This window comes from Sphingopyxis sp. USTB-05 (assembly GCF_023822045.1).
Taxonomy (GTDB): Bacteria; Pseudomonadota; Alphaproteobacteria; order Sphingomonadales; family Sphingomonadaceae; genus Sphingopyxis.
Genome location: NZ_CP084712.1, coordinates 3,493,454 through 3,516,516 on the forward strand (window position 1 = coordinate 3,493,454; position 23,063 = coordinate 3,516,516).

At 65.7% G+C, this 23,063-nt stretch carries 18 protein-coding genes; 8 read left to right on the forward strand and 10 right to left on the reverse strand.

What is annotated here, in order from left to right:
* Positions 1–20 precede the first annotated feature (20 nt).
* The 7 genes from addA to ahcY all read right to left on the reverse strand — a co-directional run bounded on the left by addA (position 21) and on the right by ahcY (position 12,593).
* Complete coding sequence (addA, locus tag KEC45_RS16295) at positions 21–3,512, reverse strand: double-strand break repair helicase AddA (protein ID WP_062176518.1); 3,492 nt, start codon at positions 3,510–3,512, stop codon at positions 21–23.
* Positions 3,509–6,517, reverse strand: coding sequence for a double-strand break repair protein AddB (gene addB, locus KEC45_RS16300; RefSeq protein ID WP_062176514.1), 3,009 nt, complete (start codon positions 6,515–6,517; stop codon positions 3,509–3,511). Before addB ends, addA begins: the two co-directional genes overlap by 4 nt.
* Positions 6,510–7,229 (reverse strand): nucleotidyltransferase family protein, encoded by a 720-nt coding sequence (locus KEC45_RS16305; protein ID WP_238586527.1) that lies wholly within the window; start codon positions 7,227–7,229, stop codon positions 6,510–6,512. Before KEC45_RS16305 ends, addB begins: the two co-directional genes overlap by 8 nt.
* The gene (locus KEC45_RS16310) at positions 7,226–8,197 is read right to left on the reverse strand and encodes an aminoglycoside phosphotransferase family protein (protein ID WP_062176507.1); all 972 of its coding nucleotides are present in this window, start codon (positions 8,195–8,197) and stop codon (positions 7,226–7,228) included. Before KEC45_RS16310 ends, KEC45_RS16305 begins: the two co-directional genes overlap by 4 nt.
* Entirely contained in the window at positions 8,194–8,646 is a 453-nt protein-coding gene (tsaE, locus tag KEC45_RS16315; RefSeq protein ID WP_062176504.1) for a tRNA (adenosine(37)-N6)-threonylcarbamoyltransferase complex ATPase subunit type 1 TsaE, read from the reverse strand. Before tsaE ends, KEC45_RS16310 begins: the two co-directional genes overlap by 4 nt.
* Positions 8,643–11,006 (reverse strand): PAS domain-containing sensor histidine kinase, encoded by a 2,364-nt coding sequence (locus tag KEC45_RS16320; RefSeq protein WP_062176501.1) that lies wholly within the window; start codon positions 11,004–11,006, stop codon positions 8,643–8,645. The genes tsaE and KEC45_RS16320 overlap by 4 nt, the downstream gene beginning before the upstream one ends.
* A 171-nt stretch (positions 11,007–11,177) precedes the next feature.
* Entirely contained in the window at positions 11,178–12,593 is a 1,416-nt protein-coding gene (gene ahcY / locus KEC45_RS16325; RefSeq protein WP_062176498.1) for an adenosylhomocysteinase, read from the reverse strand.
* 393 nt (positions 12,594–12,986) lie between these two features.
* Between ahcY and KEC45_RS16330 the strand changes: the two genes are divergently transcribed.
* On the forward strand, positions 12,987–13,385 hold the full coding sequence (locus KEC45_RS16330; RefSeq protein WP_062176495.1) for a hypothetical protein: 399 nt from the start codon (positions 12,987–12,989) through the stop codon (positions 13,383–13,385).
* A gap of 105 nt (positions 13,386–13,490) precedes the next feature.
* Here KEC45_RS16330 and KEC45_RS16335 read toward each other — a convergent pair whose 3' ends face one another.
* Positions 13,491–14,054 carry a YqgE/AlgH family protein gene (locus KEC45_RS16335; RefSeq protein ID WP_062183320.1) on the reverse strand — a complete coding sequence of 188 codons (564 nt, stop codon included), beginning with the start codon at positions 14,052–14,054 and terminating at the stop codon, positions 13,491–13,493.
* 130 nt (positions 14,055–14,184) lie between these two features.
* Between KEC45_RS16335 and KEC45_RS16340 the strand changes: the two genes are divergently transcribed.
* The 4 genes from KEC45_RS16340 (at position 14,185) to KEC45_RS16355 (ending at position 17,576) form a co-directional block, all read left to right on the forward strand.
* A complete protein-coding gene (locus KEC45_RS16340) occupies positions 14,185–14,667 on the forward strand; it encodes a peroxiredoxin (RefSeq protein WP_062176492.1) in 483 nt (160 codons plus the stop codon).
* Positions 14,668–14,846: 179 nt separating this feature from the next.
* Complete coding sequence (locus KEC45_RS16345; RefSeq protein ID WP_062176489.1) at positions 14,847–16,328, forward strand: AMP nucleosidase; 1,482 nt, start codon at positions 14,847–14,849, stop codon at positions 16,326–16,328.
* Positions 16,325–17,095, forward strand: a complete 771-nt coding sequence (locus tag KEC45_RS16350) for an SDR family NAD(P)-dependent oxidoreductase (RefSeq protein ID WP_062176486.1) — start codon at positions 16,325–16,327, stop codon at positions 17,093–17,095. The genes KEC45_RS16345 and KEC45_RS16350 overlap by 4 nt, the downstream gene beginning before the upstream one ends.
* Before the next feature lie 187 nt (positions 17,096–17,282).
* Positions 17,283–17,576, forward strand: a complete 294-nt coding sequence (locus tag KEC45_RS16355; protein WP_252171149.1) for a hypothetical protein — start codon at positions 17,283–17,285, stop codon at positions 17,574–17,576.
* A 152-nt stretch (positions 17,577–17,728) separates the two neighbouring features.
* Here KEC45_RS16355 and KEC45_RS16360 read toward each other — a convergent pair whose 3' ends face one another.
* Positions 17,729–18,949, reverse strand: coding sequence for a polyhydroxyalkanoate depolymerase (locus tag KEC45_RS16360; protein WP_062176480.1), 1,221 nt, complete (start codon positions 18,947–18,949; stop codon positions 17,729–17,731).
* A 275-nt stretch (positions 18,950–19,224) separates the two neighbouring features.
* On the opposite strand from KEC45_RS16360, the gene KEC45_RS16365 reads away from it, so the two are divergent.
* The 3 genes from KEC45_RS16365 to KEC45_RS16375 all read left to right on the forward strand — a co-directional run bounded on the left by KEC45_RS16365 (position 19,225) and on the right by KEC45_RS16375 (position 21,992).
* On the forward strand, positions 19,225–19,482 hold the full coding sequence (locus KEC45_RS16365) for a YjhX family toxin (RefSeq protein WP_062176477.1): 258 nt from the start codon (positions 19,225–19,227) through the stop codon (positions 19,480–19,482).
* Between the two features lie 143 nt (positions 19,483–19,625).
* Positions 19,626–21,425, forward strand: a complete 1,800-nt coding sequence (locus tag KEC45_RS16370; protein ID WP_062176474.1) for an ABC transporter transmembrane domain-containing protein — start codon at positions 19,626–19,628, stop codon at positions 21,423–21,425.
* 30 nt (positions 21,426–21,455) lie between these two features.
* Positions 21,456–21,992 (forward strand): DUF1993 domain-containing protein, encoded by a 537-nt coding sequence (locus KEC45_RS16375; protein ID WP_062176471.1) that lies wholly within the window; start codon positions 21,456–21,458, stop codon positions 21,990–21,992.
* A gap of 503 nt (positions 21,993–22,495) precedes the next feature.
* Here KEC45_RS16375 and KEC45_RS16380 read toward each other — a convergent pair.
* Entirely contained in the window at positions 22,496–22,936 is a 441-nt protein-coding gene (locus KEC45_RS16380) for a biopolymer transporter ExbD (protein ID WP_062176468.1), read from the reverse strand.
* Positions 22,937–23,063 lie beyond the last annotated feature (127 nt).

The window sequence follows — 23,063 nt, forward strand, 5'->3', positions numbered from 1 at the left end:
GAAATATCGTTGCCCCCAAACTAGGGCGTCGGTGCGTCCGGCTCAAGGGCTGAGCCCGGCAAATTCGCCTTGGTTGCCGTCAAGCCCGGCTTGTGTGCATCGAGCAACGCGTCGTCCAGCCGGATCAGCCGGGCAGCCGCCGTATAGAGCAACGCCGCCTCGACTCGCCGGCCCGGAAAAATGGCGGCAAGCGCATCGCGATACGCGGCCATCTGGCGAAGATAGGCGGGCTGAACGTCGGCAGCGCTCGCCGGCACATGTCGCCCCGTCTTGTAATCGACCACCGTCACGGTCCCATCGGCGACGAGCAGCCGGTCGACGATGCCGGCGACGACGACGCCGTCCACCACCGCCGACAGGGGCACTTCGGCGAGCGAATCAGGTCCGAACAGCCCCGCATGCGCGGGATCGTCCAGAACGCCCAATACCTCGTCCACCATTGCCCCCCGCGCGCTGTCGTCCAGCGCCGCCGCCTGCATCTTGAGCCAATGTTCCGCCGCGATACGTCGACGCGCGGGCGCCACCGGCGGCAACCGTTCGAACAGTGCATGAAGCAGCAGGCCACGCTCGACTGCAACCGACCGTTCGCCGCCCTGCGGCGGCGATGCGACATCGTCCTCGCCCAGCGCGGACGGCGCAAGCGGGCGCGGCGGGCGTGCCTCTTCTGGGGCGGGCTTCGTCGCCCAATCGGGGATAACCACTCCAGGCGTCCCGGCAACCGGCTTGTCCCGCCGCCGCGCCCACGCCTTTTCATTCACGGCATGGACGCGCTTTTGCCCCCAGCGCGGTCCGGCATCCTGCCAATCGCACCCCATGCCTTCCATTACCCGGTCGACCGCCGCATGCCAGCACAGTTCGGGCAGCGAACGATCCTCCTTCTTCGTGACGCCGGTAACTATGAGCAATTCCTCGGCCCGCGTCATCGCGACATAGAGCAGCCGCCAATGTTCCTCGATCTCGGCGCGCGCCTTGGCATCATGGGCGGCGGCGATCGCGCCGTATCGTTCGTCGCGCCCCATGCCGAACACGGGCAGCCTGTCCCAGCCTTCGAACGACAGGTCGAACCCGCGCTGGCGCTGCTCCGGGTCGTCGGTTGCATCGGCAAGGATGACGATCGGCGCCTGCAACCCCTTCGACCCGTGCACGGTCATCACGCGCACGACATCGCTGCGGGCTTCAGTCTGGCGCTTGATATCGACACGACTCGCCTCGACGTCGCTCAGAAAGGCGAGCAGCGAGGGGATATGCAATCGCTCGAACGCAAGCGCCTGGTTCAGCAATTCGTCGATCGGATCGCGCGCCTCGCGCCCCAGCCGCGCATAAAGCCTCCGACGCCCCTGCATCGGTCCCGACAGCACGTGATCGAGGAAACGATAGGGCGTCGTGAAATCGGCCATGCCGAGCAATCCGCGCAGCGCCGTCATCGTCGAGGCGGGCACTTCGGCTTCGCGCGCGCGAAGCTGCTCCCACAAGGCGCGCTTGCCGCGGCCGTGGGCAAAGCCGAACAGATCATCCTGCGACCAGCCGATCAACGGCGACACCAGCAGCGCAGCAAGATTGAGATCGTCGAGCGGCTGGATCGCAAAACGCATCGCCGACAACAGGTCCTGCACGCCAAGCGGCTGCGTCAGCGCAAAGCGGTCGACCCCCGCGACGGGCACGCCAAGCGACTGCAACCGTGCAACTATCCGTGCCGCCAGGTCGCGGCGCCGACGGACGAGGATCAAAATATCGCCGGGCGCGACGCTGCGCCCGTCCTTGCCATGCTCGATCCAGCCCTGGACCTCGTCGGCAAGCGCTCGCGATAACCTGAGGCTCGCGGGATCGTTCGCGGGGGCGAGCGGATCGCCGCCGCCCTCCTCGGGCATATCCTCGTCCGCGCCTTCTTCGCTCTCGCCCTCGGCCGCTATCGCCTTGCCCACGGGCAGCGGCTGCCACAATTCCACACGTCCTGGATGCGCGCTGCGGAACGGCAGATGCGGCGGTTCATCGCTCGCGAGCCCCATCAGCCCGGTCCCGCCGCCCGCGACCCATTCGTCGACGACATCGAGCACCGCTGGGCTTGAACGATAATTTGTGACCAGGTCGACCTCAGCGAAGGGCTGACCACCGTCAGCCGCCCATTCGCCGAAGCGGATGCGTGCCGCCTCGAACGCGGCGGGCTCAGTTCCCTGAAAACCGAAGATCGCCTGCTTTCGGTCACCGACGGTGAACATCGTGCGGACGCGCCCGTCCTTTGCGCCCTCGCCCGCGAAAAACTCGTCAGCCAGCGCAGCGACGATCGCCCACTGCCGCGTATTCGTATCCTGTGCCTCGTCGACCAATATATGGTCGGTGCGCTGGTCGAGCTTGAAGCGTACCCATTCGCCGAACTGGCCGAGCCGCAGCAGCGACCCGGCGATCGCAATTAGATCGTCGAAATCGGCGAGCCCGCCCTCGCGCTTCGCCAGTGCATAGGCCTCGGCAAAGCGGCTCCCCAGATCCCACGCCGCAGCCAGTTCGTCGGCAACCCGCATCGCGGTCGCCGAAGCAAGCAGGCTTTGCGCCGCCTCGACGACGCGCACTGCGCTATCCAGACAATCGGTCATCCGCCCCTTGTCGCCCGCGAAATCGGCGCGCAGCTCGCCCTTGCCGGTGAGGAAACAGCCAAGCAGGTCGCGGAGCGTCGCTGCACGGGCCGGCGCATCGGCGGCCAGCCAGCGCGCCATCGCGTCCGCACAGCCGAGCCCCGTCTTCGTCCCCCAATTCGCGCCGCTCGCCGCGACCATGCCGATATGCGCGTCGCTGATAGCTCCGTCCGCGATCCTCCCCGCCAGCCAGGCGTCGGGATCGCCATCGGGCAGCCGCAGCGCCGCGCGCAGATCATGTGCACGCGGCGGCAGGACGCGCGTCTGGAACGGCGCGGCAAAGGCGTGTGCGCAACGGACAAGGAACGCCATCGCGGCATCCTGCCCCATCCGCCGCGACAGCATCGCAGCCTGCCCCCGCATTGCGTCGCCGTCGGCGCCGGCCTCGGCGAGCAGCTTTCCCATCACTTGCCGCTGCAACTCCGCCGCCTCACCCTCTTCGAGCGCGCGAAAGCCCGGCATGATCTTCGCCTCGAGCGGGAAGCTCGCGAGCAGCGTCTGGCAGAAGCTGTGGATCGTCTGGACGCGGATCGCGCCCGGGGCGCTGTCGATCACGGTGGCAAAGAGTGAGCGAGCACGATCGAGGACGCCCGGTTGCTGCCAATCGGCGCCGAGCGCATTGAGGTCGACCCGCAAGTCGGCGTCGCCCATCCGTACCCACAGGGCCAGCCGCTCGTGGATGCGGTGCGCCATCTCTGCGGCGCCCGCCTTGGTGAAGGTGATGCAAAGGATCGCGTCGGGCGCGACCCCCGCTAGCATCAACCGCAGCACCCGTGCCGACAGCACCTGCGTCTTGCCCGTCCCCGCCGAAGCGCCGAGCCAGACATGCTCGCCCGGCTCGGCCGCTGCCTGTTGGCCGGGATCGAGATCGTGGAGCCGCGTCATGGCAGTTCGCCGCCCAAATCTCTGCCACGCCCGAACCATTCATCACGGCGCATCAACTGGTCGTAATCGGTAAAGCGCTTTGCATTGTCGCCCGGCGCGAACGCGCCGTCGCCGAGCAAATAGGAGGCAGTCAGTTCGGCGAACGCGTCATAGGCCCGCGCAACCGCCTCTTCGGCAGTTTTGAGCTTGCGCCGCGACCCATGCGTGGCCGCGATGCTGCCGTCGACAGCTTTGGCGCGGTCGGCCTTCAGGCTCCAATATTCGAGCGCGTTGATCGGTCCTGCGGCCACGCCGTCAACCTTGCCCATTTCGGCGAGCAGCCCGAGCAGACCCAATTGATTATCGAGCCCACCCGCCGCCGCGCTGCCGCTCGGCGCCGCCCCTGTCTTGTAATCGACGATGGCAAGACTGCCGTCGGACAGCCGGTCGATGCGATCGGCCTTGCCTGACAGGCGAATGCCGTCGAGTTCGTGCATGCCGCTAGCCTCTGTCGCGATCGGCTCGCGCCCCTCGATGCGGGCTTCCCACACGCGCCCTGCCGCCCAGCGCAGCGCCGGCTCGATCCGCGGGAACCAGAATGCGCGCGCGAGCGCATCGAGCGCTGGGTCGTCCAGCAGGCGGCCGAGTTCGACCTCGAGCGCGTCGGGCGTCGCCCCGGCGCGCTGCCAATCCTCCATGAACGCATGGACGCGCGTGCCGAGCCACCGCGGATCGGGGCCGGCGCGCAGCGGATCGAGCACCGACAGCCGCAGGATGCGTCCCGCGTAAAAGGCGTAAGGATCCTTCGCAAGCAGGTCGACGCCGGTGACGCTGATATGGTCGGGCCGCGCGTCGACGGGCGGCCGCGGCTCCGGCATCCGCGCGGGCGCGATTGGCCCCGCCGGCACATCGAGCGCCGCCGCCAGTGCCGTGACACTGTCGCCGCCCACACGCGCTTCGGGCAATTCGCCCGCAAGCGCCGCGAGCCGCAGCCAGAAGCGCGATGCCACCGCCGGGTCGCCGCCGCTGCGCATCGCGCGCGTCACCACCACCTTGCGCGCCGCAAAAGCGCCCGCGAAATCATGCGCTGCCGCGCCCTGCTGGCGTTCGGGCGCGGCAAGCCCCAGCATTCGCCGGATGCCCGGTGCAAGCCACGGGTCGGGGCTTTGCTGCTGCGGCCAGCGACCTTCGTCGAGCCCGCCGAGGATCATCACATCGGCGCGCTGCAACCGCGCTTCGAGCAGCCCCCAGATGAACAATCGCGGATGCCCGCCATAGGGCGGCCGCACGCTTTCTCCCGACAGGAGATCGGTCAGCATCGCTGGGAAATCGTCGGGCGCTACGAGCGCCGGTCCGTCGCCCTTCGCGAGCGCCCAGCGATCGAAGATTTCGGACAGCGCGCGGCCCGCGTGCCCTGACCACACGCCGTCGCCGGTCAACCAGCCGAGCGCCGACTGCAATGCGCCGAGCAAAACCGATGGCGGTGCGGAGGCGCCCGCTTCAAACGGCGCGAGCGCCGCTCCGAGCCCTGCGACGACATCGTCCCACCATGGTTCGATCGCCTGCGCTGCCGAATGACCGCGCGCCTTCGGATCGGCGGCGAGCGCCGCGATACGCGCCGTAACCCCGCCCCAGCCCGGCACCAGTCCGGGGCCGCGCAGCACCAGATCGAGCCGCCGCACCTGATCGAGCCAACCGAGCCTTGTATCGCCCGCACGCACGAGCGGATGGCCGAGCAGCGCGATCAGGCGCACCGGGTCGAACGCCGCGGCGAATTCGGCGAGCGCGAGCAGCAGCGCGCCTGGCGGTGTCTGTCCCAGCGGTTGCCCCGCGCTGTCGTCGACCGATATGTCCCAACGTGCGAGCGCCGCCGCGACACGCGTCGCCAGTCCCCGGTCGGGTGTCACCAACGCCGCCGTGCGCGCAGGCGTTTCGAGCGCCGCGCGCATCATCAGCGCAATTCCCTGCGCTTCCTGCCCGTCATCGCCGAACACTGCGGCAGTCACCCCGGCAATGCCCTCGCCCAGATCGCGCGCCTGCTGCCAGCGGGCGGTGTAATCGGCGGGCGCGAACAGCAGCGAGGTGAAGGACGCACGTGCATCGGGGCCGTCAAAGGGAGAGGCTGCGTCCCACGACTGCACCTCGTCCCGCGACACGCCCATGCGACCAAGCAGCAACTTCAGATGATATTGCGGATGCGTTTCAAGCGGCCGGTCGCCGGGTTTTTCGGGATCCGTTTTCACCGGCCCCAGCGCTTCCCATTCCTCGCCCGCCATGCCGATGTCGAGCCCCGGCAGCACGACCATCCCCTGTGGCAGATCCGCAACGGTGCGCAGCAGGCGCGCTATCGCAGGCGCCGCTGTCGTCACGCCCGCCGCGACGACGAAGCGTGCGGGCGGTGCCACGCGCCATCCGCGGCTCACCCGTTCAAGCAAACGGTTGCGGCGGTCGGCGCGATCGATATGGCCGGTTGTCGCGAGCAGCTTTGGCCATTGATCGACGAGCAGCGACAGCCGCCGCCACGACGCCTGCCAATGCCCCGCCAGATCGCCGAGCGCGCTTTCGATATCGGCCAGCCGCGCGGGCGCGACCTCCTCATAATGCAGTTGGTCGATCACGCGCCCCAGCCCCTCGGCAAGCTGGAAGGCGGCAGCGCCGGTGATCGGGTCTTCACCCGCCGGAACATGTTTCTCTATCAGCCCCGCAAGCATCAACCTCCGCTTCAGCGCGTCGATCGCGGGCGGGATTGCGTCGCTCTCATCGATGGGGTCGAGCGCGAGGGCAACGCTCTCATCAAGGTCGGCGTCGCCGATCACCGCGAGCCTGGGCATCAGCAGCCCCGAACCGCTCGCGCGCACGAACGCCGCCTGCACCGCGCTCCGCGCGCGATTGCTCGGCAGGATGATCAACCCGTTCGCCAGCCCGAGCGCGCCGTCGGCATATCGCGCGATCAGCCCCGCCGCGAGCGCATCCGCAAAGGCCCGTTGGACCGGAATGGAAAAGATGGTGGGTTTGGCGTCAGCCATCCGTCAGTGCGGCTTCGGTCGGCGCAATGCTCGCCGGAGTGCCGACATCGAACCATTGCCCCATATGCGACAGGCCGTAAAGCCGCCCCGCCGCAATCGCGCGGTCCCACAAGATGTTCGTCGAAAACGCTCCCTCAGGCGCGTCATCGAGCAGCCGCGGCGAGATGAGCTGGATGCCCGTATAGACGAAGGGCGCGATCCGTCCCGGCTTGCGACGCGACAGCTTGCCGTCGCCGTCCATATGGAAATCGCCGCGCCCGCCATGCCCCGTCGCGCTCGCCTGCCGGATCAGCAGCAACAGCGCGTCCATCTTGTCGCCATCCCAGTGGCGCGCGAGATGGCGGATGCTGTCCTGCGGCCCGTCGGTCCAGATATTGTCGCTGTTGACGATCAGGATCGGATCGCCGGTAAGCTGCGGCAGCGCTTTGACCATCCCGCCGCCGGTTTCCAGCAGCAGGTCGCGCTCGTCGGAAATCGCGATCGTGAACTTGCGCTTCTGCGCCGCCAGATGCGCCTCCAATGCGTCCGCCAGATAATGGACATTGACCACGACATGCTCGACACCCGCCGCCTCGATCCGGTCGAGGCTGTGGTCGATCAGCGCCTTGCCCGCAACCCGCACCAGCGGCTTTGGCCGCGTCGCGGTCAGCGGGCGCATGCGCTTGCCGATGCCCGCCGCCATCACCATCGCACTTTCGATCTTCACGCTCACAGCCAAGCCTCCGCCCGTTTCGAAGCGGGGACATTGGCGTCGAACCATTGCCGAACGGGGACAAGCGCCGGATGCGCGAGATCGCGTTCGAGCAGCCCCCACATGCGCGGCTGGAAGCTTTTATAATGCGGCTTGTTGTCGCGTTTCCACAGGCGGACAAAAACGCCGAGAATGCGCGTGTTGCGCTGCGCCGCGAGCGCCCAATAGGCACGCTCGATATCCTGCCCGGTCGCCGTCTGGTAACGCGCCAGCATTGCGGTCTCGACCGCCGGACTCACGTCGCGCCGCGCATCTTCGAGCACCGAGGCGAGGTCATAGGCGGGATGCCCAACGAGCGCGTCCTGAAAATCGAGCAGGCCATAGTGCGCGATGCCGTCCTTGCCCGGTACGAGCATGATATTTTCGGCATGATAGTCGCGCAGCACGGTTACCCTGGGCAAACCGTCCTGTTCGACCGGCGTCAGCACCTCGGCCCAGGCAGCGCGAAACGCATCGCGATCGACCTCGATATCCAGTGCCGGACAATACCAGTCGCTGAACAGCATCACCTCGTCGAGCCATTGCTCCAACCCATGTACCGGCAGTCCGTCCATCGGCGGCCGCGCATGCAGATGCACGAGCAGGTCGGTAACGCCCGCATAATAGTCAGCCTCGGTGTGCGGCGCCTCGTCGACCGTCTCACGCAGCCGCACATCGCCGAAATCGTCGATCAGCAGCAGGCCCTGCTCCAGATCGCGCGCGAGAATCGTCGGCGCGGTCAGTCCCTGTTCGCACAGAAATTCGGCAACCGCGATGAACGGGCGCGGGTCTTCATGCGGCGGCGGCGCATCCATCAGCACTGCCTGCCGCCCCTTATCGACGACACGGAAATAGCGGCGGAAGGACGCATCGCCGGCGAGCGGCAAAATCTGGGCATCGCCCCAGCCATGCGCGGCAAGAAAGGCGGGCGCGTGGGCGGGCGGAATCATGGGAGCGGCCATCTTGCTCCCCAAGCCGCAGGCACATCGGCTGTCAAGACGCGCGCGTCACCTTCACCCGAAATCCGGAGCAGCAGCGCCCCGGGCCAGCCGTCTTCGCCCAGTCGCTCGGGCCATTCGATCAGCAGCGCTCCGTCATAAAGATAATCGTCGAGGCCAAGTTCGATCAGTTCATGCGCATCCTCGATCCGGTACAAATCGACATGCGCGATGGGCAGGTCGACTTCGGGCGGCGCATAGGGTTGGACGATCGCAAAAGTCGGACTTGGCGCCTCACCGGCCAACCCCCGCTCCTTCAGCATCGCACGCGCCAGCGTCGTCTTGCCCGCGCCGAGATCGCCCGATAGCAAAATGACATCGCCGGGCCGCAACGCCGCACCGATCGCCGCGCCGATCCGCTCGGCCTCGCCCAGGTCATATTGCGTGGAGAAGTTCGTCATGCGCCGCGCGGCAGACTGATGCGCACGAGCGTGCCCTGCCCCTGCTCGCTCACCACTTCCATCGTCCCGCCATGCGCCGCAACGAGCTGCCGCGCAAGCGCGAGGCCGATGCCGCCCGTCGCGGTGCCCCCCTGTTGCCCCTTGGCGACCGCAACGGCCGTCTCGGGCATCCCGGGGCCATTGTCGGACACGATGATGTCGATCCCCCGCGCATCGCCATCGGCATGCAGCAGCACGCGTCCGCCGGATTTACGCGACGGCGCGGTAAAGCGAACCGCGTTGTCGAGCAATCCTGCGACGAGGCGCGACAGGCGCGGCGCATCGCCGTCGATCTGGCCGAGGTTTGCGGAGATGTTACCCACCAGCTCGACCTTCTCGCTATCGGCAAAGGCTTTGGCGTCGGCCAGCGCATCTTGCAGCAGCCCACGGATATCGACCGGCATACGCTCGACCGCAAGCGTCCCCGCCTCACCCTGTGCCAGGTCCAGCACATTGTCGATCTGGCGCCCGAGCACGCCGACCGAATCCATGATCGCATCGATATAGGCGCGCTGCTGGTCGCCGAGTTTGCCGGCATAGCCCGCCTGCAACATCTCGCCGAAGCCGCCGATCGAGGTCAGCGGCGTCCGCAGTTCGTAACTCATCCGCGACAGGAAAGCGGTCTTCGACTTGTCGGCCGCTTCAAGCGCCTCGTTGCGTTCGCGCAGCGCGCCTTCCATTTTCCGGCTCGCGGTGATGTCGAGCATGATGAGCAGCGCATTGCCGTCTGGCAGCGGGATCGATGCAAAATCGAAATGGCGCCCGTCGGCGAACCGGACTTCTCCGACGCGTTGCTGCCGTTCGAGCGTCGCGGCGCGGATGACCTCCTGCACGATGCTGATCTGGTTCGGTTTCGCGAGCCGGTCGGCCAGCCCGCCCATCAACGCGTCGACTCTCGGGTGCGCCGCAAGCGTCGGCTCGTCGATGCCCCAAAGGCGGCGGAACCGCTGGTTCCACAGATGCAGCCGCCCGTCGGGCGCGAACACGGCGACCGCCTCGAACAGATTGTCGAAGGTCGCAGTACGAACTCGCAGCAATGTATCGCGCGCGCCCGCAAGCTGCACCTGCTCGGTCTTGTCCTCGGCGATCAGCAGCAGGCCGCCATCGGGGGTAGGTTGCGCAACGACGTGAAGGTGCGTGCCGTCGCGCAGCAACCAATCCTCTTCGCTCGCCTCGGCCTGCGCGAACCAGTCGACATGCGCCTGGCGCCATTCGGGATAGTTGCGCACCTCGGGCGTCCGCCCGCCCTCGCGCCAGGCGTCGAGCAGCCGCGCGAACGGAAGCGCTTCCGCGACATCGTCGGCTTCCAGCGCGAACAACCGGCGGAACGGCAGATTGGCAAAGCTCAGGCCCTGATCGGGACCGAATTGCGCGACCGCCGCTGACAAACGGTCGAGCAATTCACGCTGCGTATCGACAAAGCGGCGATGCGCACCGCGTTCGGTTTCGAGTTCCTGAATGTCGATCGCATAGCCCGCAACACCGATCACGCGCCCGCCCTCGGGCGCCAGCGGCACATCGACGACGCGCATGATGCGGCGCTCGCCCTGGATCGTTACCGGGATCGTACGCATTTGCGCCGAACCCGCCACGCGCGCTTCGTCGGCGGCTTCGGCGGCGCTGATCCCCGCGACGGTCTCGCACAGCTCGATTCCGCCGTCGATCACCGCGGTCGCGCTCTTCGCTTCGACCGCGCGGACATAGGCATTATTCACCAATGCGAGATTGAGGTCGGTGTCGCGGAACCACATCGGAAAGGGCGCGGCCTCGATCAGTCCCGACAGTGCCTCGAAGGCCGCCATCGCTTCGCCGCGCTCGCGGCGTGCGTGCGCAAGCGCCTGCTGCCCATCGGTCGCATCGCTCAGCCACAGCAATACGCCGCCCGGTCCGCCGACCGCCTGCGGTGCAGCGGCCCCATGAACGATAATCGTGCGGCTGCTGCCGTCGGGCTTCAGGCTCAGCGAGAACGGCTTGGCGCCCCGTTGCGCTCCCAGGATCGCCTGGCGCAGCGCGTCGTGAGCAGCGGCATCGAGCCCGCTTCCCAATCCGCGCAGTTCATCAAAATTTCGCGGCCCACGGTCCAGCCCGAGCCAGCGTCCAAGCCGCTCGCTAGCCTCGATCCGCCAGTCGGCCCGCACAATCACGGGAAGCTGGGGTGACGCCTCGACGAGGCTCGCCAGGCGCTCGGCCTGCCCGGCGACGAATGCCGAGCGGCGCTGCATCGCGATCCCACGCACCGTAGCCCACACGCCGGCGATGAACCACAGCGCCGCGAACAGGCCGAGGGCGAACAAAAGCTCCGGGGAAAGCGATCCGCTCATCCCGCTTCAAATCCACCTTTGTCCGAATATCCCGCGCGCATGATCGCCTGCCCTAAAGACGATGGAGTCATGTTTCAATCGCATGTCATACGGATCGGCGCGCCGCATCGTCCGATGGGCGCGCCGTCCACAGTTTTCTATCGGTCGAAAGAGGGGCCAGCCCTCGTCCGATCAATAACGATAATGGTCGGGCTTGAACGGGCCTTCGACCGGCACGCCGATATAATCGGCCTGCTTCTGGCTCAGTTGGCTAAGCTTCACGCCCAGCTTTTCGAGGTGAAGCGCCGCGACCTTTTCGTCGAGATGCTTGGGCAGGACGTACACGTCATTCTTGTACTGCTCGCTACGCGTCCAAAGCTCGATCTGCGCAAGCGTCTGGTTGGTGAAGCTCGCCGACATCACGAAGCTCGGGTGGCCCGTCGCGTTGCCCAGATTGACCAGGCGGCCCTTCGACAGGATGATGATCTGCTTGCCGTCGGGGAACTCGACCAGGTCGACCTGCGGCTTCACTTCGGTCCACTTGTAATTGGCGAGCGCCGCAATCTGGATCTCGCTGTCGAAGTGGCCGATGTTGCAGACGATCGCCATATTCTTCATCGCCGCCATATGTTCGGCAGTGATGACGTCGGCGTTGCCGGTCGCGGTGACGAAAATGTCCGAACGCTTGACCGCTTCGTCCATCGTCACGACCTCGAAACCTTCCATCGCCGCCTGCAGCGCGCAGATCGGATCGATTTCGGTGACGAGGACGCGGGCACCGCCGTTACGCAGCGACTGCGCCGAGCCCTTGCCGACGTCGCCGAAGCCCGCGACGGTCGCAACCTTGCCCGCGAGCATCACGTCGGTGCCGCGGCGGATCGCGTCGACCAGCGATTCCTTGCAACCATAAAGATTGTCGAACTTCGACTTGGTGACGCTGTCATTGACGTTGATCGCGGGGAAAGGCAGCTCGCCCTTCTTCGCAATGTGGTACAGGCGGTGGACACCGGTCGTCGTTTCTTCCGACACGCCCTTGATCGCCTTGACCGTCTTGGTCAGATAGCCGGGGTGCGCGGCAACGAACGCCTTCAGCGCGCGCTGCATCTCGATCTCTTCTTCATTCTCGGGCGCCGGCATGGTTTCGCCGGCTTCGAGCTTCGCACCCCACAGCGCGAACATCGTGGCGTCGCCGCCGTCGTCGAGGATCAGGTTGCAGGTCGTGCCGTCTTCCACACCCCAGTCAAAGATGCGGCCGACATAGTCCCAATAATCGGCAAGGCTTTCGCCCTTAACCGCGAACACCGGCACGCCCGACGCGGCGATCGCGGCGGCGGCATGGTCCTGGGTCGAGAAGATGTTGCACGTCGCCCAGCGAACTTCGGCGCCGAGCGCGGTCAGCGTCTCGATCAGCACTGCGGTCTGGATCGTCATGTGCAGCGATCCGGTAATGCGCGCGCCCTTCAGCGGCTGCGCCGCGCCGAACTCGCTGCGCAGCGCCATCAGGCCCGGCATCTCGGTTTCGGCGATGTTGATTTCCTTGCGCCCGAAGTCGGCGAGACCGATGTCGGCGATCACATAATCATGGGTGTCGGCGGCGAGAGTAGCCACGGGGGATTCTCCATATTGCTATTCGACCGCAGGCGAGCGGCCACGAAATTATCGTGCGCGCCCTAGCCGAAACACCGCCGCCGATCAAATATAAACTTTTCTTTATATCGCATATGGGAACCGCCTCGACGCCCGACTGCCGACACGCGAATCGGCGCGCAAAATGCACGCACCCCCAGAAAAAAATTTTGCCGGCCGCAATTGTGACAATCCGTGCCGCCCAATTGTGACACGGAGTCGCGGAGCCCAAGATTCTGAAAATCCTGACTTATAATGCGCCTTGCGTTTAGCTTAATTCGATATTGTGACAACAGTGTTACAAACCCCCGAAAATATTGACTTTTCCTGCGCTGCGCGAGAAAATCGGTGAAAGTTTTCGGGGAGATACGAAAGATGAAAAAAATTCTGCTGCCGCTCTTTGCCCTGGCTTTCGCAAGCCCTGTCGCGGCGCAATCGATCGTCGTCGTGACCGCTGCGCAGCCCGATTCGGACGCGCTGCCGGTCGCCTTTGCCGAGTTGAAGGCAGGCGAAAACCGCGCCGCGGTCGACAAGCTTATCGGGGAAACGACGCTCGACGCGCGCGACCCGTCACGCCTCATCAATCTGGGTACCGCTTACGCTCGTCTGGGTCGCACCGTCGAAGCCGCCGCAGCCTATGACACCGCGATCGGCAGTCCGATCCGCTACGACGTCGAACTCGCGAACGGCGACTATGTCGACTCGCGCTGGGCCGCGCGCACGGCACTCGCAAACCTCAATCAGGGCAAACCGCTGCTCGCATTGGCTCGATAAAAGAAACAAGGAAGCGTCGCCCCCGCGGAGGCGGGAGCCGCGGGAGGCCTTAACGCTACACCGATAACGACCCCCGCCTTCGCGGGGGCGACGGCTAGCTGGAGCTTAGGCCTCGCCGCCTTCTGTCGTCAGCAAGCGGGCGTCCACTCCCGCTTCGGCAAACGCCGCCTGCCACCGTTCGGCGGGCGGCGTTTCGAATAGCAGGCCGTCGCTGCCCGGCGTTACGTGCCAGCCATGGCGAACGAGCTCGCTTTCGAGTTGCCCCGGCGACCATCCCGCATAGCCCAGCGCCACCAGCCAGCGCGACGGGCCACGCCCCTCGCCGATCGCGCGCAATATGTCATGCGAACTCGATACCATCCAGCGATCGCCAACCTGTACGGCCTCCTGCCCACCCCAATCGCGGCTGTGCAGCACAAAACCGCGCGACGGCTCGACGGGTCCGCCAAGGAAAACCGGCTGGTCGAGCGGAACCTCATGTTCGATTTCGAGCTGGTCGAGCACCGCGCCGACGGTCATCCCGTCGATCGGCTCGCCGATGCCGATCCCCATCGCGCCCTCTTCGTCATGGCTGATCATCGCGATCACCGAATGCTCGAAACGGGGATCGCCGATGCCCGGCAGCGCAAGCAGCAGCTGGCCGGTGAACCAGGTGGGGTCTGTGCTCATGACGTCACCATGCCTTCTTGCGGCGACATGGTCCAGCTTTTCGATCAATTCGCGCCGCGCGCTTGACTCGCCGTCCGGCACATCCAATGTCACCGCCACCAAAATCCCCTCGATGAAAGGATGCCGACCAATGACGATCCAGACCGGAGACAAGCTTCCCGACGCGACCTTCGTAAAGGTCACCGAAAGCGGCCCCGAACAAGTCACGACCGCCGATTATTTTAAGGGCCGCAAGGTCGCGCTCTTTTCGGTTCCCGGTGCCTTCACCCCGACCTGCTCCGCGAAACACCTGCCGGGCTTCGTCGACAAGGCCGATGAGCTGAAGGCCAAGGGCGTCGACGAGATCGTCTGCACCGCGGTCAACGACGCTTTTGTGATGGGCGCGTGGGGCAAGAGCGCCAGCGCGGGCGACAGCGTCACGATGCTCGCCGACGGCAATGGCGCGTTCGCCGAAGCCGTGGGCCTCACCATGGACGGCACCGCCTTCGGCATGGGCAAGCGCGGCCAGCGTTTCTCGATGATCGTCAACGACGGCGTGGTCGAACAGCTCAACGTCGAAGCGCCGGGCGAATTCAAGGTGTCGAGCGCCGACCATATGCTCGAACAGCTCTGATTTGTGGGAGGGGCGGCGCGGTCGACGCGCCGCCTTCTCCTTCTTCGACACCCGGACTTGATCCGGGGTCCCGCTTCTGCAACGTCGCTCAGCGGGACCCCAGGTCAAGCCCGGCGCGACGCAATTGGGGGAGGCCGCCCCTCTTCCCTTTTGTCATAATTTCGTGCAACAGCGTCGCGATGACAGCCAACTCATCGCAAGACAGCACCGATCCCACCGCCCTCGTTGAAGGGATCATCACCGAGCTGCAGGACCGCTTCCGCGCTTCGGTTTCCAATCTCAAATCTGCCATCGCCGCCTATGTGCACGATCGCACCCTGCCGCCGGCCGACGCCGCCGCGAAGGGTCTGTTCGACTATCCGGCGATCCGCCTGACGACAACGGGCGAGCAGCGCGAGGGCCAGAAGGGCCACAATCTCGCTTTCGGCCGCTTCGAGCGTGCAGGCGAGTTCGTCACCACCGTAACGCGCCCCGACCTGTTTGCCGACTATCTGCGCGAACAGCTCATGCTCCTCGCGCGTCACTATGACATCACGCTCGAGGTGACGCGCACGGGGCAGCAGATCCCCTTCCCCTACGTGCTCGACGCCAGCGATGGGTCGGACATGGGCGGGGTCACGCCGCTCGAATTGGCCCGCCATTTTCCGACCACGGAACTGGCCGACATCGGCGACGAGCTTGCCGACGGCCTGTTCGGACAGGACCCCGCGGCATCGCAGCCGCTCGCGCTGTTCGATGCGCTGCGCACTGACTTCAGCCTGGCGCGCCTCCGCCACTATACCGGCACTGCGCCCGAGCATTTTCAGCGCTACATTCTCTTCACCAACTACCACCGCTATGTCGACGAGTTCGTCGCCTGGGCAGGGTCGCAGGTGGGGCAGGGTCGCTATACCGCGCTCGCGGGCGCTGCGGGCCTCTATGTCGACCAACCCGGCGTCAACGCCAGCGCGCTCGTCGCCGACAGCGCCTGGCGCCGGCACCAGATGCCCGCCTATCACCTCATCGCGCCCGACGGCGGCGGCATCACGCTGGTCAACATCGGCGTCGGCCCGTCGAACGCAAAGACGATCTGCGACCATCTCGCGGTGCTCCGTCCGGAGGCCTGGCTGATGATCGGCCACTGCGGCGGCCTTCGTCCCAGCCAGCGTATCGGCGACTATGTTCTCGCCCACGCATATCTGCGCGACGACCATATCCTCGACGCGGTGCTGCCGGTTGCCATCCCGATCCCGCCGATTGCCGAAGTGCAGGTCGCGCTCGCGACCGCCGCCGAAACGGTGTCCGGCGCCACCGGCGCCGACCTCAAGAAGCGCATGCGTACCGGCACCGTCGTCACCACCGACGACCGCAACTGGGAGCTGCGCTACACCGACAGCGCGCTGCGCTTCTCACAATCGCGCGCGATCGGCATCGACATGGAATCGGCAACGATCGCCGCGCAAGGCTATCGCTTCCGTGTCCCCTACGGCACCCTGCTCTGCGTCAGTGACAAGCCGCTCCACGGCGAACTCAAGCTGCCTGGACAGGCAAACCGCTTCTACGAAGAAGCAATCGCCGCGCATCTTCAGATCGGCATCCGCGCGTGCGAGACGATGCGCGACGAAGGGGCCAAGCTCCACAGCCGCAAACTGCGCGCTTTCAACGAGCCGCCGTTCCGGTGAGCGGGGCGCCGCTGTCGCGCTCGGTCGCAGGCCGCGTCGCCATCGTCACCGGTGCGGCGAGCGGCATGGGCCGCGCGACCGCGCTGCTGCTGGCGAGCGAAGGCGCGAAGGTCGCAGTGACGGATCTCGACCTCGCCGCATGCGAGGCCGTCGCCGCCGAAGCCGGCCCGAACGCCAAGGCCTTCGCACTGGACGTCGCCGAAGGCGAGGCGATCAAGGCGACCGTCGCCGCCATCGCCGCGCATTTTGGTGGCATCGACATCCTCATCAACAACGCCGGCGTCTCCAGCTTCGCCCCGCTTGACGCGGAGGATGACTATGAGGCGATCTGGCACCGCGCCCTCGCGGTGATGCTGACCGCGCATCAGCGCATGGTCCGCTCCGCGCTGCCATTCCTCCGCAAAAGCGACGCTGCGCGCATCGTCAACATTGCCTCGACCGAAGGCCTGGGTGCAACGCCGGGCGACACACCATATGTCGCGGCAAAGTCGGGTGTCGTCGGCCTCACCCGCGGCCTCGCGGTCGATCTTGGCAAGGACGGGATCACGGTCAACTGCATCTGCCCCGGCCCGATCCGCACCGGCATGACCGACAAGGTCCCGGAAGAAGACAAGGCCGTTTTCGCAAGACGCCGCACCGCGCTCCGCCGCTATGGCGAACCTGAAGAAGTAGCGCATATGACACTCAGCCTCGTGCTGCCCGCCGCAAGCTATATCACCGGCGCGGTAATCCCCGTCGACGGCGGGCTGATGGCGCGGAACGCCTGAGGGACTGCTTTGGGGTGGCGAGCGGACATCCCGTCCCCCACTTCCGTCATCCCGGGCTTGACCCGGGATCCCGCTTTTTGACGCATTCACTGGCTTCAGCCTCAAGCGGGACCCCGGATCAAGTCCGGGGTGACGAGGATGTGGAGGGCAGCAACTGGTCGATTGCGCCTCATCCGCAAGATGGCCTATGGCCACCGGCGGTGAACGAAAAGGGAAAACAATGGCCGCGTCATTTTCAGCAGACGAGCGACGCGAGCATCTTGCTTATTGCGTCCAACTGTTTGGCGGGACCACCGCATTCTCGCGGCGCCTTGGCATAGACGAGCGGGCCATCCGCCGTTTTATCAATGGCGAGCGGCCCCTTGGTGACGGGCTTTTGGAAGACACCGCAAAGGCATTGCGCCTGCTCATCGATGAAGCAACCGCGGCCGAAGCACAGATCGCTGCCACGTTGCGCTTTCCGCCGGCCGATCCATCATAGCTGAAATCGGGCGTTTCCTGCTATTCAGTCGCCCACTCGCGTCATCTCGGGCTTGACCCGGGATCCAGCTTTTTTTCGCTCACTGACCCTGGCATCAAGCGGGACCCCGGGTCAAGCCCGGGTGACGATATGAAAAGGCCCGCAACCAGTCGTTACCCGCCGTTGCTACGAATCCACTTTTCAACAACCGGCGCAATCTCCTCGCGCCATTTGCGGCCGTTGAAGATGCCGTAATGGCCGACGCTCTTCGCCATCAGATATTTCTTCTTTTCGGCCGGTAGCGCCTTGGCGATGGTCAGCGCCGCCTTGGTCTGGCCGATCCCCGAAATATCGTCGCGCTCGCCCTCGATCGCCAGGATCGCGATATCCTCGATCGCGCCGACGTCGACCGGCTGACCGCGATGCGTCATCTCGCCCTTCGGCAACAGGTGGCGCTGGAACACGATGTCGACCGTCTGCAGATAGAATTCGGACGTCATGTCGCACACGGCGCGATACTCGTCGTAGAATTCCTTGGTCTTGTCCGCGCTCTCGCCGTCGCCGTCGACCAGATGTTTGAACATCTCCCAATGGCTCATCATATGATTGCCAAGGTTCATCGACATAAAGCCCGCAAGCTGCAGGAAGCCCGGATAGACGCGGCGGCCCGCGCCCGCATACCAGGCGGGCACGGTCGCGATCACATTTTCCTGGAACCAGGCATAGGGCCGCGTCGTCGCATGCTCGTTGACCGCGGTCGGTGCCTTGCGCGTGTCGATCGGCCCGCCCATCATCGTCAACGTCTTCGGCCGGCACTTATTCTTGTTCGCCGCCATGATCGCCGCGGCGGCAAGGCTCGGCACCGACGGCTGGCATACCGCCAGGACATGCGCGCCGGGGCCGATATGTTCCAGCCAGGAAATGAGATAATCGACATAGTCGTCGAGGTCGAACTTGCCGGCTTCCAGCGGCACGTTGCGCGCGTCGCGCCAGTCGGTGATCCACACGTCATGGCCCGGCAGCATGCGTTCGACCGTGCCGCGCAGCAGCGTCGCATAATGGCCCGACATCGGCGCGACGATCAGCAGCTTGGGCGCGTCCTTGGTGCCCTTATGCTTGAAATGCTTGAGCTGGCCGAACGGCTTGCGCGCCTCGATCGCTTCGGCGACGCGCACCGTCTCGCCATCGACGACGGTCTCATACAGTTCGAACCCGGGCTTGCCGCGCGGCGCCGCGGCATGCGCGAACACTTCGAGCGCCGAGGCGAACATCGGGCTGCCGCTGAAATAGCCGAGCGGATTCGCCGGATGCTGCATCGCCTGCGCGCCCGCCGTCGCGAGCGCACTCGCCCCGGCAAGCCAATTCTTCTGCATGTCAAACGCGTGATACAGCATATTCAGATCGTTCCTTGCGTAGCCCGGCGGCGCTCTTCGGCGCCTGCTCATTGATTAGCAGTCTAGGGGCTCGATCTCATTGTGCAATGCATCAAAATCATTGCGGGACGTTCCGAATGCGAATATTCGGTGCAAAGCGGCGCATGATGCGCCGATGGAGTGAATATGTCTGAGATTGCGGGCAACCGCTAACATCCCGGCGAAAACGGGATGTGCGCTGCGTGCCGACCCCCGGTCGGTGCGCTGTTGTTGCATGCAAAATCCGGACATATCCCATGAATATCTCGAAAGCGGAGCAGCGTATGCTCCATGTGCTGGCGCAGGGTGGCATGATCCGCCATCGCCGCGACGAAAGCGGCCATATCATCGAGGCGCTCTGCTTCACCCGCGACGGGCATGTGCTCGCCAATACCGGCCTGTCGCTGTTCAGCCGCTTGCGGCGGCGCGGCTTCATCGGCTCGCAGGGCGGCGCACCGTACCGCATCACACAGGCGGGGCTTCGCGCCGTGCGCGCGCAGCTTGATAACCGCTGACAAAGGGGGAGCGCGGCGCCGGTCGCCGCGCTCCCTTGCTGCGCTCCCTTAGCGCTCCCATGCAGCGCTGCTTCAAACCGCTTGAAGCAGGGGCGCATTCTGCGTCGTTGAGCCCGGTCCCCGGCGCTGCTAGGGCCGATGCGATGGCCAGCCAACCCGACCTGCCCGCTGCAAAAGCGACCGCCGAACCCCGCCGCAAACTCGGCAGCCTGCGCATGGTGTGGCACTATGCCAGCAACTATCCGCTCCAACTGGTCATCGCGGCGATCGCGCTCGGGATTGCGGCGCTCGCGACGCTCGCCATTCCCTATCAATTCAAGGCAATGATCGACAGCGGCTTCATCGCCGGCGGCGGCGATGTCGCGCCGCATTTCCGGCTCTTCTATGCCATTTGCGTCGCCCTCGCCCTCGCCACCGCGCTCCGTTTCTATTTCGTGAGCTGGCTCGGCGAACGCACCGTCGCCGACATCCGCCAGGCCGTGCAGCAGAACCTGCTGCGCCTTGCGCCCGGCTTCTTCGAGGAAAACCGCCCGTCCGAAATCGCCTCGCGCATGACGTCGGATACCGCGATCATCGAACAGGTCGTCGGCACCACCGTCTCGGTCGCCTTGCGCAACACGGTGATGGGCATCGGCGGCATCATCTATCTGTTCAGCCTGTCGCCGAAACTCACCGCGGGCATTTTGCTCGGAATTCCGGTCATCATCCTGCCGATCGTCCTTCTCGGCCGCCGGCTCCAGAATGTCTCGCGGACCAGTCAGGACCGCGTCGCCGACATCGGTGCGACGACCGCCGAGCAGATGGGGGCGATGAAGATCGTCCAGGCTTTCGGACAGGAAGCGCGAGAGGCCGACCGCTTCTCGGTGGCGGTGGAGGCGAATTTCGCGACCGCGAAGCGCCGCATCCGCCTCCGCGCGATCATCACCGCGACGGTGATCGGCCTCTTGTTCGGCGCGATCACCACCTTGCTCTGGTACGGTGCCGAGGGCGTCGCCGCCGGCACAATCACCGGCGGCACGATCGCCGCCTTCGTCCTCACGGGCGGTCTCGTCGCGGGTGCGTTCGGCGCGCTCACCGAAGTCTATGGCGACCTGCTTCGCGCCGCGGGCGCTGCCGAGCGATTGAGCGAATTGCTCAACGCCGAGGCGAGCATCGCCCCGCCCGCGAACCCCAGCCGCTTCCCCGAACCGCCTGTCGGCACGCTCGAATTCGCGAATGTCGAATTCCACTATCCGACCCGGCCCGACGCCCCTGCCCTCCATGATTTCAGCCTCGCGATCCGCCCGCGTGAGACGGTTGCGATCGTGGGCCCCTCGGGCGCCGGAAAGTCGACGCTCTTCCAGCTCGCCGAGCGTTTCTACGATCCGCAGCGCGGCCAGATCCTGCTCGACGGCGTCCCGCTCGTCGACGCCGACCCCGCCGATATCCGCGCCCGCATCGCGATGGTGCCGCAGGAAACGGTCATCTTCGCCGCCTCGGCGCGCGACAATCTGCGTTACGGCAATTGGGCCGCGAGCGAAGACGACCTCTGGGATGCCGCGCGTGCCGCCAATGCTGAGGATTTTCTGCGCAAGCTTCCGCAAGGTCTCGACACCTTCATGGGCGAAGGCGGCGCCCGCCTCTCGGGCGGCCAGCGCCAGCGCGTCGCGATCGCGCGCGCGCTCCTCCGCCGCGCGCCGCTCCTTCTCCTCGACGAAGCGACCTCGGCACTCGACGCCGAATCCGAAAAGCTCGTGCAGGATGCGCTCGAAACGCTGATGGCGGACCGCACGACGATCGTGATCGCGCACCGTCTCGCCACCGTGCGCGCCGCCGACCGCATCATCGTGATGGATGACGGCCGTATCGTCGAAGAGGGCAAGCACGACGAACTCGTCGCCGCCGACGGCCTCTACGCGCGCCTTGCCCGGCTCCAGTTCCAGGACAATCTCGCCGCCGCCTGACACAGATTCGATCGATCGAAGGAAATGACGATGCTCTACGACCTGACCGTACCGGCGTTCCAGAATGGCCTCAGGGCCTTGTCGGGCGAGCTGTCCAAGGCAAGCACCTGGAGCGCCGACAACGCTATCGGCGAATTGCAGTTCGCGGTCGCGCGTCTCGCCCCCGACATGTTCCCGCTCGCCTCGCAGGTGCGCTTCACCTGTACCCAGGCGCTGCAACCGCTCAGTCGGCTCGGCGGGATCGCGATCCCGGAATTTCCGGACGACGCGCCCGACTTCGCCGGCATGCAGGATCAGATCGCCGCGACGCTCGCCATTCTCGATGCCGTCGACCGCACCGCGCTCGGACAGGATGCCGACCGGCCGGTCAGCTTCGACCTGCCGAACGGCATGACCTTCGACATGACCGCGTTTGAATATGTCCGCGACTGGGCGGCGCCCCAATTCGCTTTCCACCGCGTCGCCGCCTACGCCGTCCTGCGCCACATGGGGGTGCCGCTCGGCAAGGCCGATTATGTCGGCTATATGATGCGTTATCTGAGGCCCGGGACGGCACCCACCGTTTGATAGGCGACCCGATACACTTGATGCCTGTGGCGGCTAGGGTCGGGATTTGCTTATTGCACGATCGAGGTTTGAAGCGATTTTGTTCGGTGCGAGGAAGCAAGGCGCAGGAATATGTCGATATTTCCAGACTTGCCCACGACGCAATGGACAAAATCGGTCAAATCCCGAAGGGACGCCGAAATGACTTCGATCTCTGGCCCGCGCGGCCCCCTCGACGCCGCCTGCGGCGTCGAGGGGGACAGGCTTACGGGCAGCGATGCTACCCGCCGCCGCCACCCGAACCCGATATCTTCGCCATTTCGACGCCTCGATCGTGCAATAAGCAGGGCCTGACCCTGGTAAGGGCTGGTCGCGCCGACGGGCGCGATGAGCGTGGCAAGGCGATGAAAAGGACAGAAGTCCCGGATCGGCCCCTAAGCGGGCTAGGTTGGGCTGAAATACCGCCTTCCTGAGTAGTCATCCCGGCGAAGGCCGGGATGACGAAAAGGGTTGGGATCGGTGCTTCAGATCAGTCCCGCATAATTTTGGATGCCCGGAAAGGCGAGCTTGGCCCCCCCATTGCGCCGGATTGCCCCGATGGCTTCATCGACACGCAGGTATCGCGCCCGCGCCTCAGGTTCGAGCATGATCGCAGCCGGTTCCGGCCGGTCTGCGGCTTCTTTGACCAGCATCCCCAACTGCGCCAGATCGACCGCCTCGTCATTCCAGCGGATCACGTCGGCCGTGTCGATCGTCACGCGATTTTCGTCGAGTATCTGCGTATGCGGCGGAGCCTCTCCCGGCAGCGTGACGTCGACACTGTGCGTCGGTGGCGGGATGGTGATGATGAACATCACCAGCATCACCAGCATCACGTCGATCAGCGGCGTTGTGTTGATATCGGGATCCCCATTGGGGTCGGCGCGAAAAATGCTTCGATGGAACATGCTGCGGCGTTTGCGCATCGTCTCTCTCCCGCTCGGGGGACATGCTCCGCGATGACGAGCGCCTGCCCCGCATCCTGGGCCCAAGATCACCTCGCGCCCATGTGTGACGGTATATCATAAAATTGAACTGGCAAGAAGAAACTGG

Bases quoted from the DNA above. Each gene is read 5' to 3' on its own strand.
- KEC45_RS16355 (WP_252171149.1), top strand. From the start codon at position 17,283: ATGGCCACCGGCGGTGAACGAAAAGGGAAAACAATGGCCGCGTCATTT.
- KEC45_RS16310 (WP_062176507.1), bottom strand. From the start codon at position 8,197: ATGATTCCGCCCGCCCACGCGCCCGCCTTTCTTGCCGCGCATGGCTGG.
- tsaE (WP_062176504.1), bottom strand. From the start codon at position 8,646: ATGACGAACTTCTCCACGCAATATGACCTGGGCGAGGCCGAGCGGATC.
- addB (WP_062176514.1), bottom strand. From the start codon at position 6,517: ATGGCTGACGCCAAACCCACCATCTTTTCCATTCCGGTCCAACGGGCC.
- KEC45_RS16335 (WP_062183320.1), bottom strand. From the start codon at position 14,054: ATGAGCACAGACCCCACCTGGTTCACCGGCCAGCTGCTGCTTGCGCTG.
- KEC45_RS16345 (WP_062176489.1), top strand. From the start codon at position 14,847: ATGACAGCCAACTCATCGCAAGACAGCACCGATCCCACCGCCCTCGTT.
- KEC45_RS16330 (WP_062176495.1), top strand. From the start codon at position 12,987: ATGAAAAAAATTCTGCTGCCGCTCTTTGCCCTGGCTTTCGCAAGCCCT.
- KEC45_RS16340 (WP_062176492.1), top strand. From the start codon at position 14,185: ATGACGATCCAGACCGGAGACAAGCTTCCCGACGCGACCTTCGTAAAG.
- KEC45_RS16360 (WP_062176480.1), bottom strand. From the start codon at position 18,949: ATGCTGTATCACGCGTTTGACATGCAGAAGAATTGGCTTGCCGGGGCG.
- addA (WP_062176518.1), bottom strand. From the start codon at position 3,512: ATGACGCGGCTCCACGATCTCGATCCCGGCCAACAGGCAGCGGCCGAG.
- KEC45_RS16375 (WP_062176471.1), top strand. From the start codon at position 21,456: ATGCTCTACGACCTGACCGTACCGGCGTTCCAGAATGGCCTCAGGGCC.
- KEC45_RS16380 (WP_062176468.1), bottom strand. From the start codon at position 22,936: ATGCGCAAACGCCGCAGCATGTTCCATCGAAGCATTTTTCGCGCCGAC.
- KEC45_RS16370 (WP_062176474.1), top strand. From the start codon at position 19,626: ATGGCCAGCCAACCCGACCTGCCCGCTGCAAAAGCGACCGCCGAACCC.
- KEC45_RS16365 (WP_062176477.1), top strand. From the start codon at position 19,225: ATGAATATCTCGAAAGCGGAGCAGCGTATGCTCCATGTGCTGGCGCAG.
- KEC45_RS16320 (WP_062176501.1), bottom strand. From the start codon at position 11,006: ATGAGCGGATCGCTTTCCCCGGAGCTTTTGTTCGCCCTCGGCCTGTTC.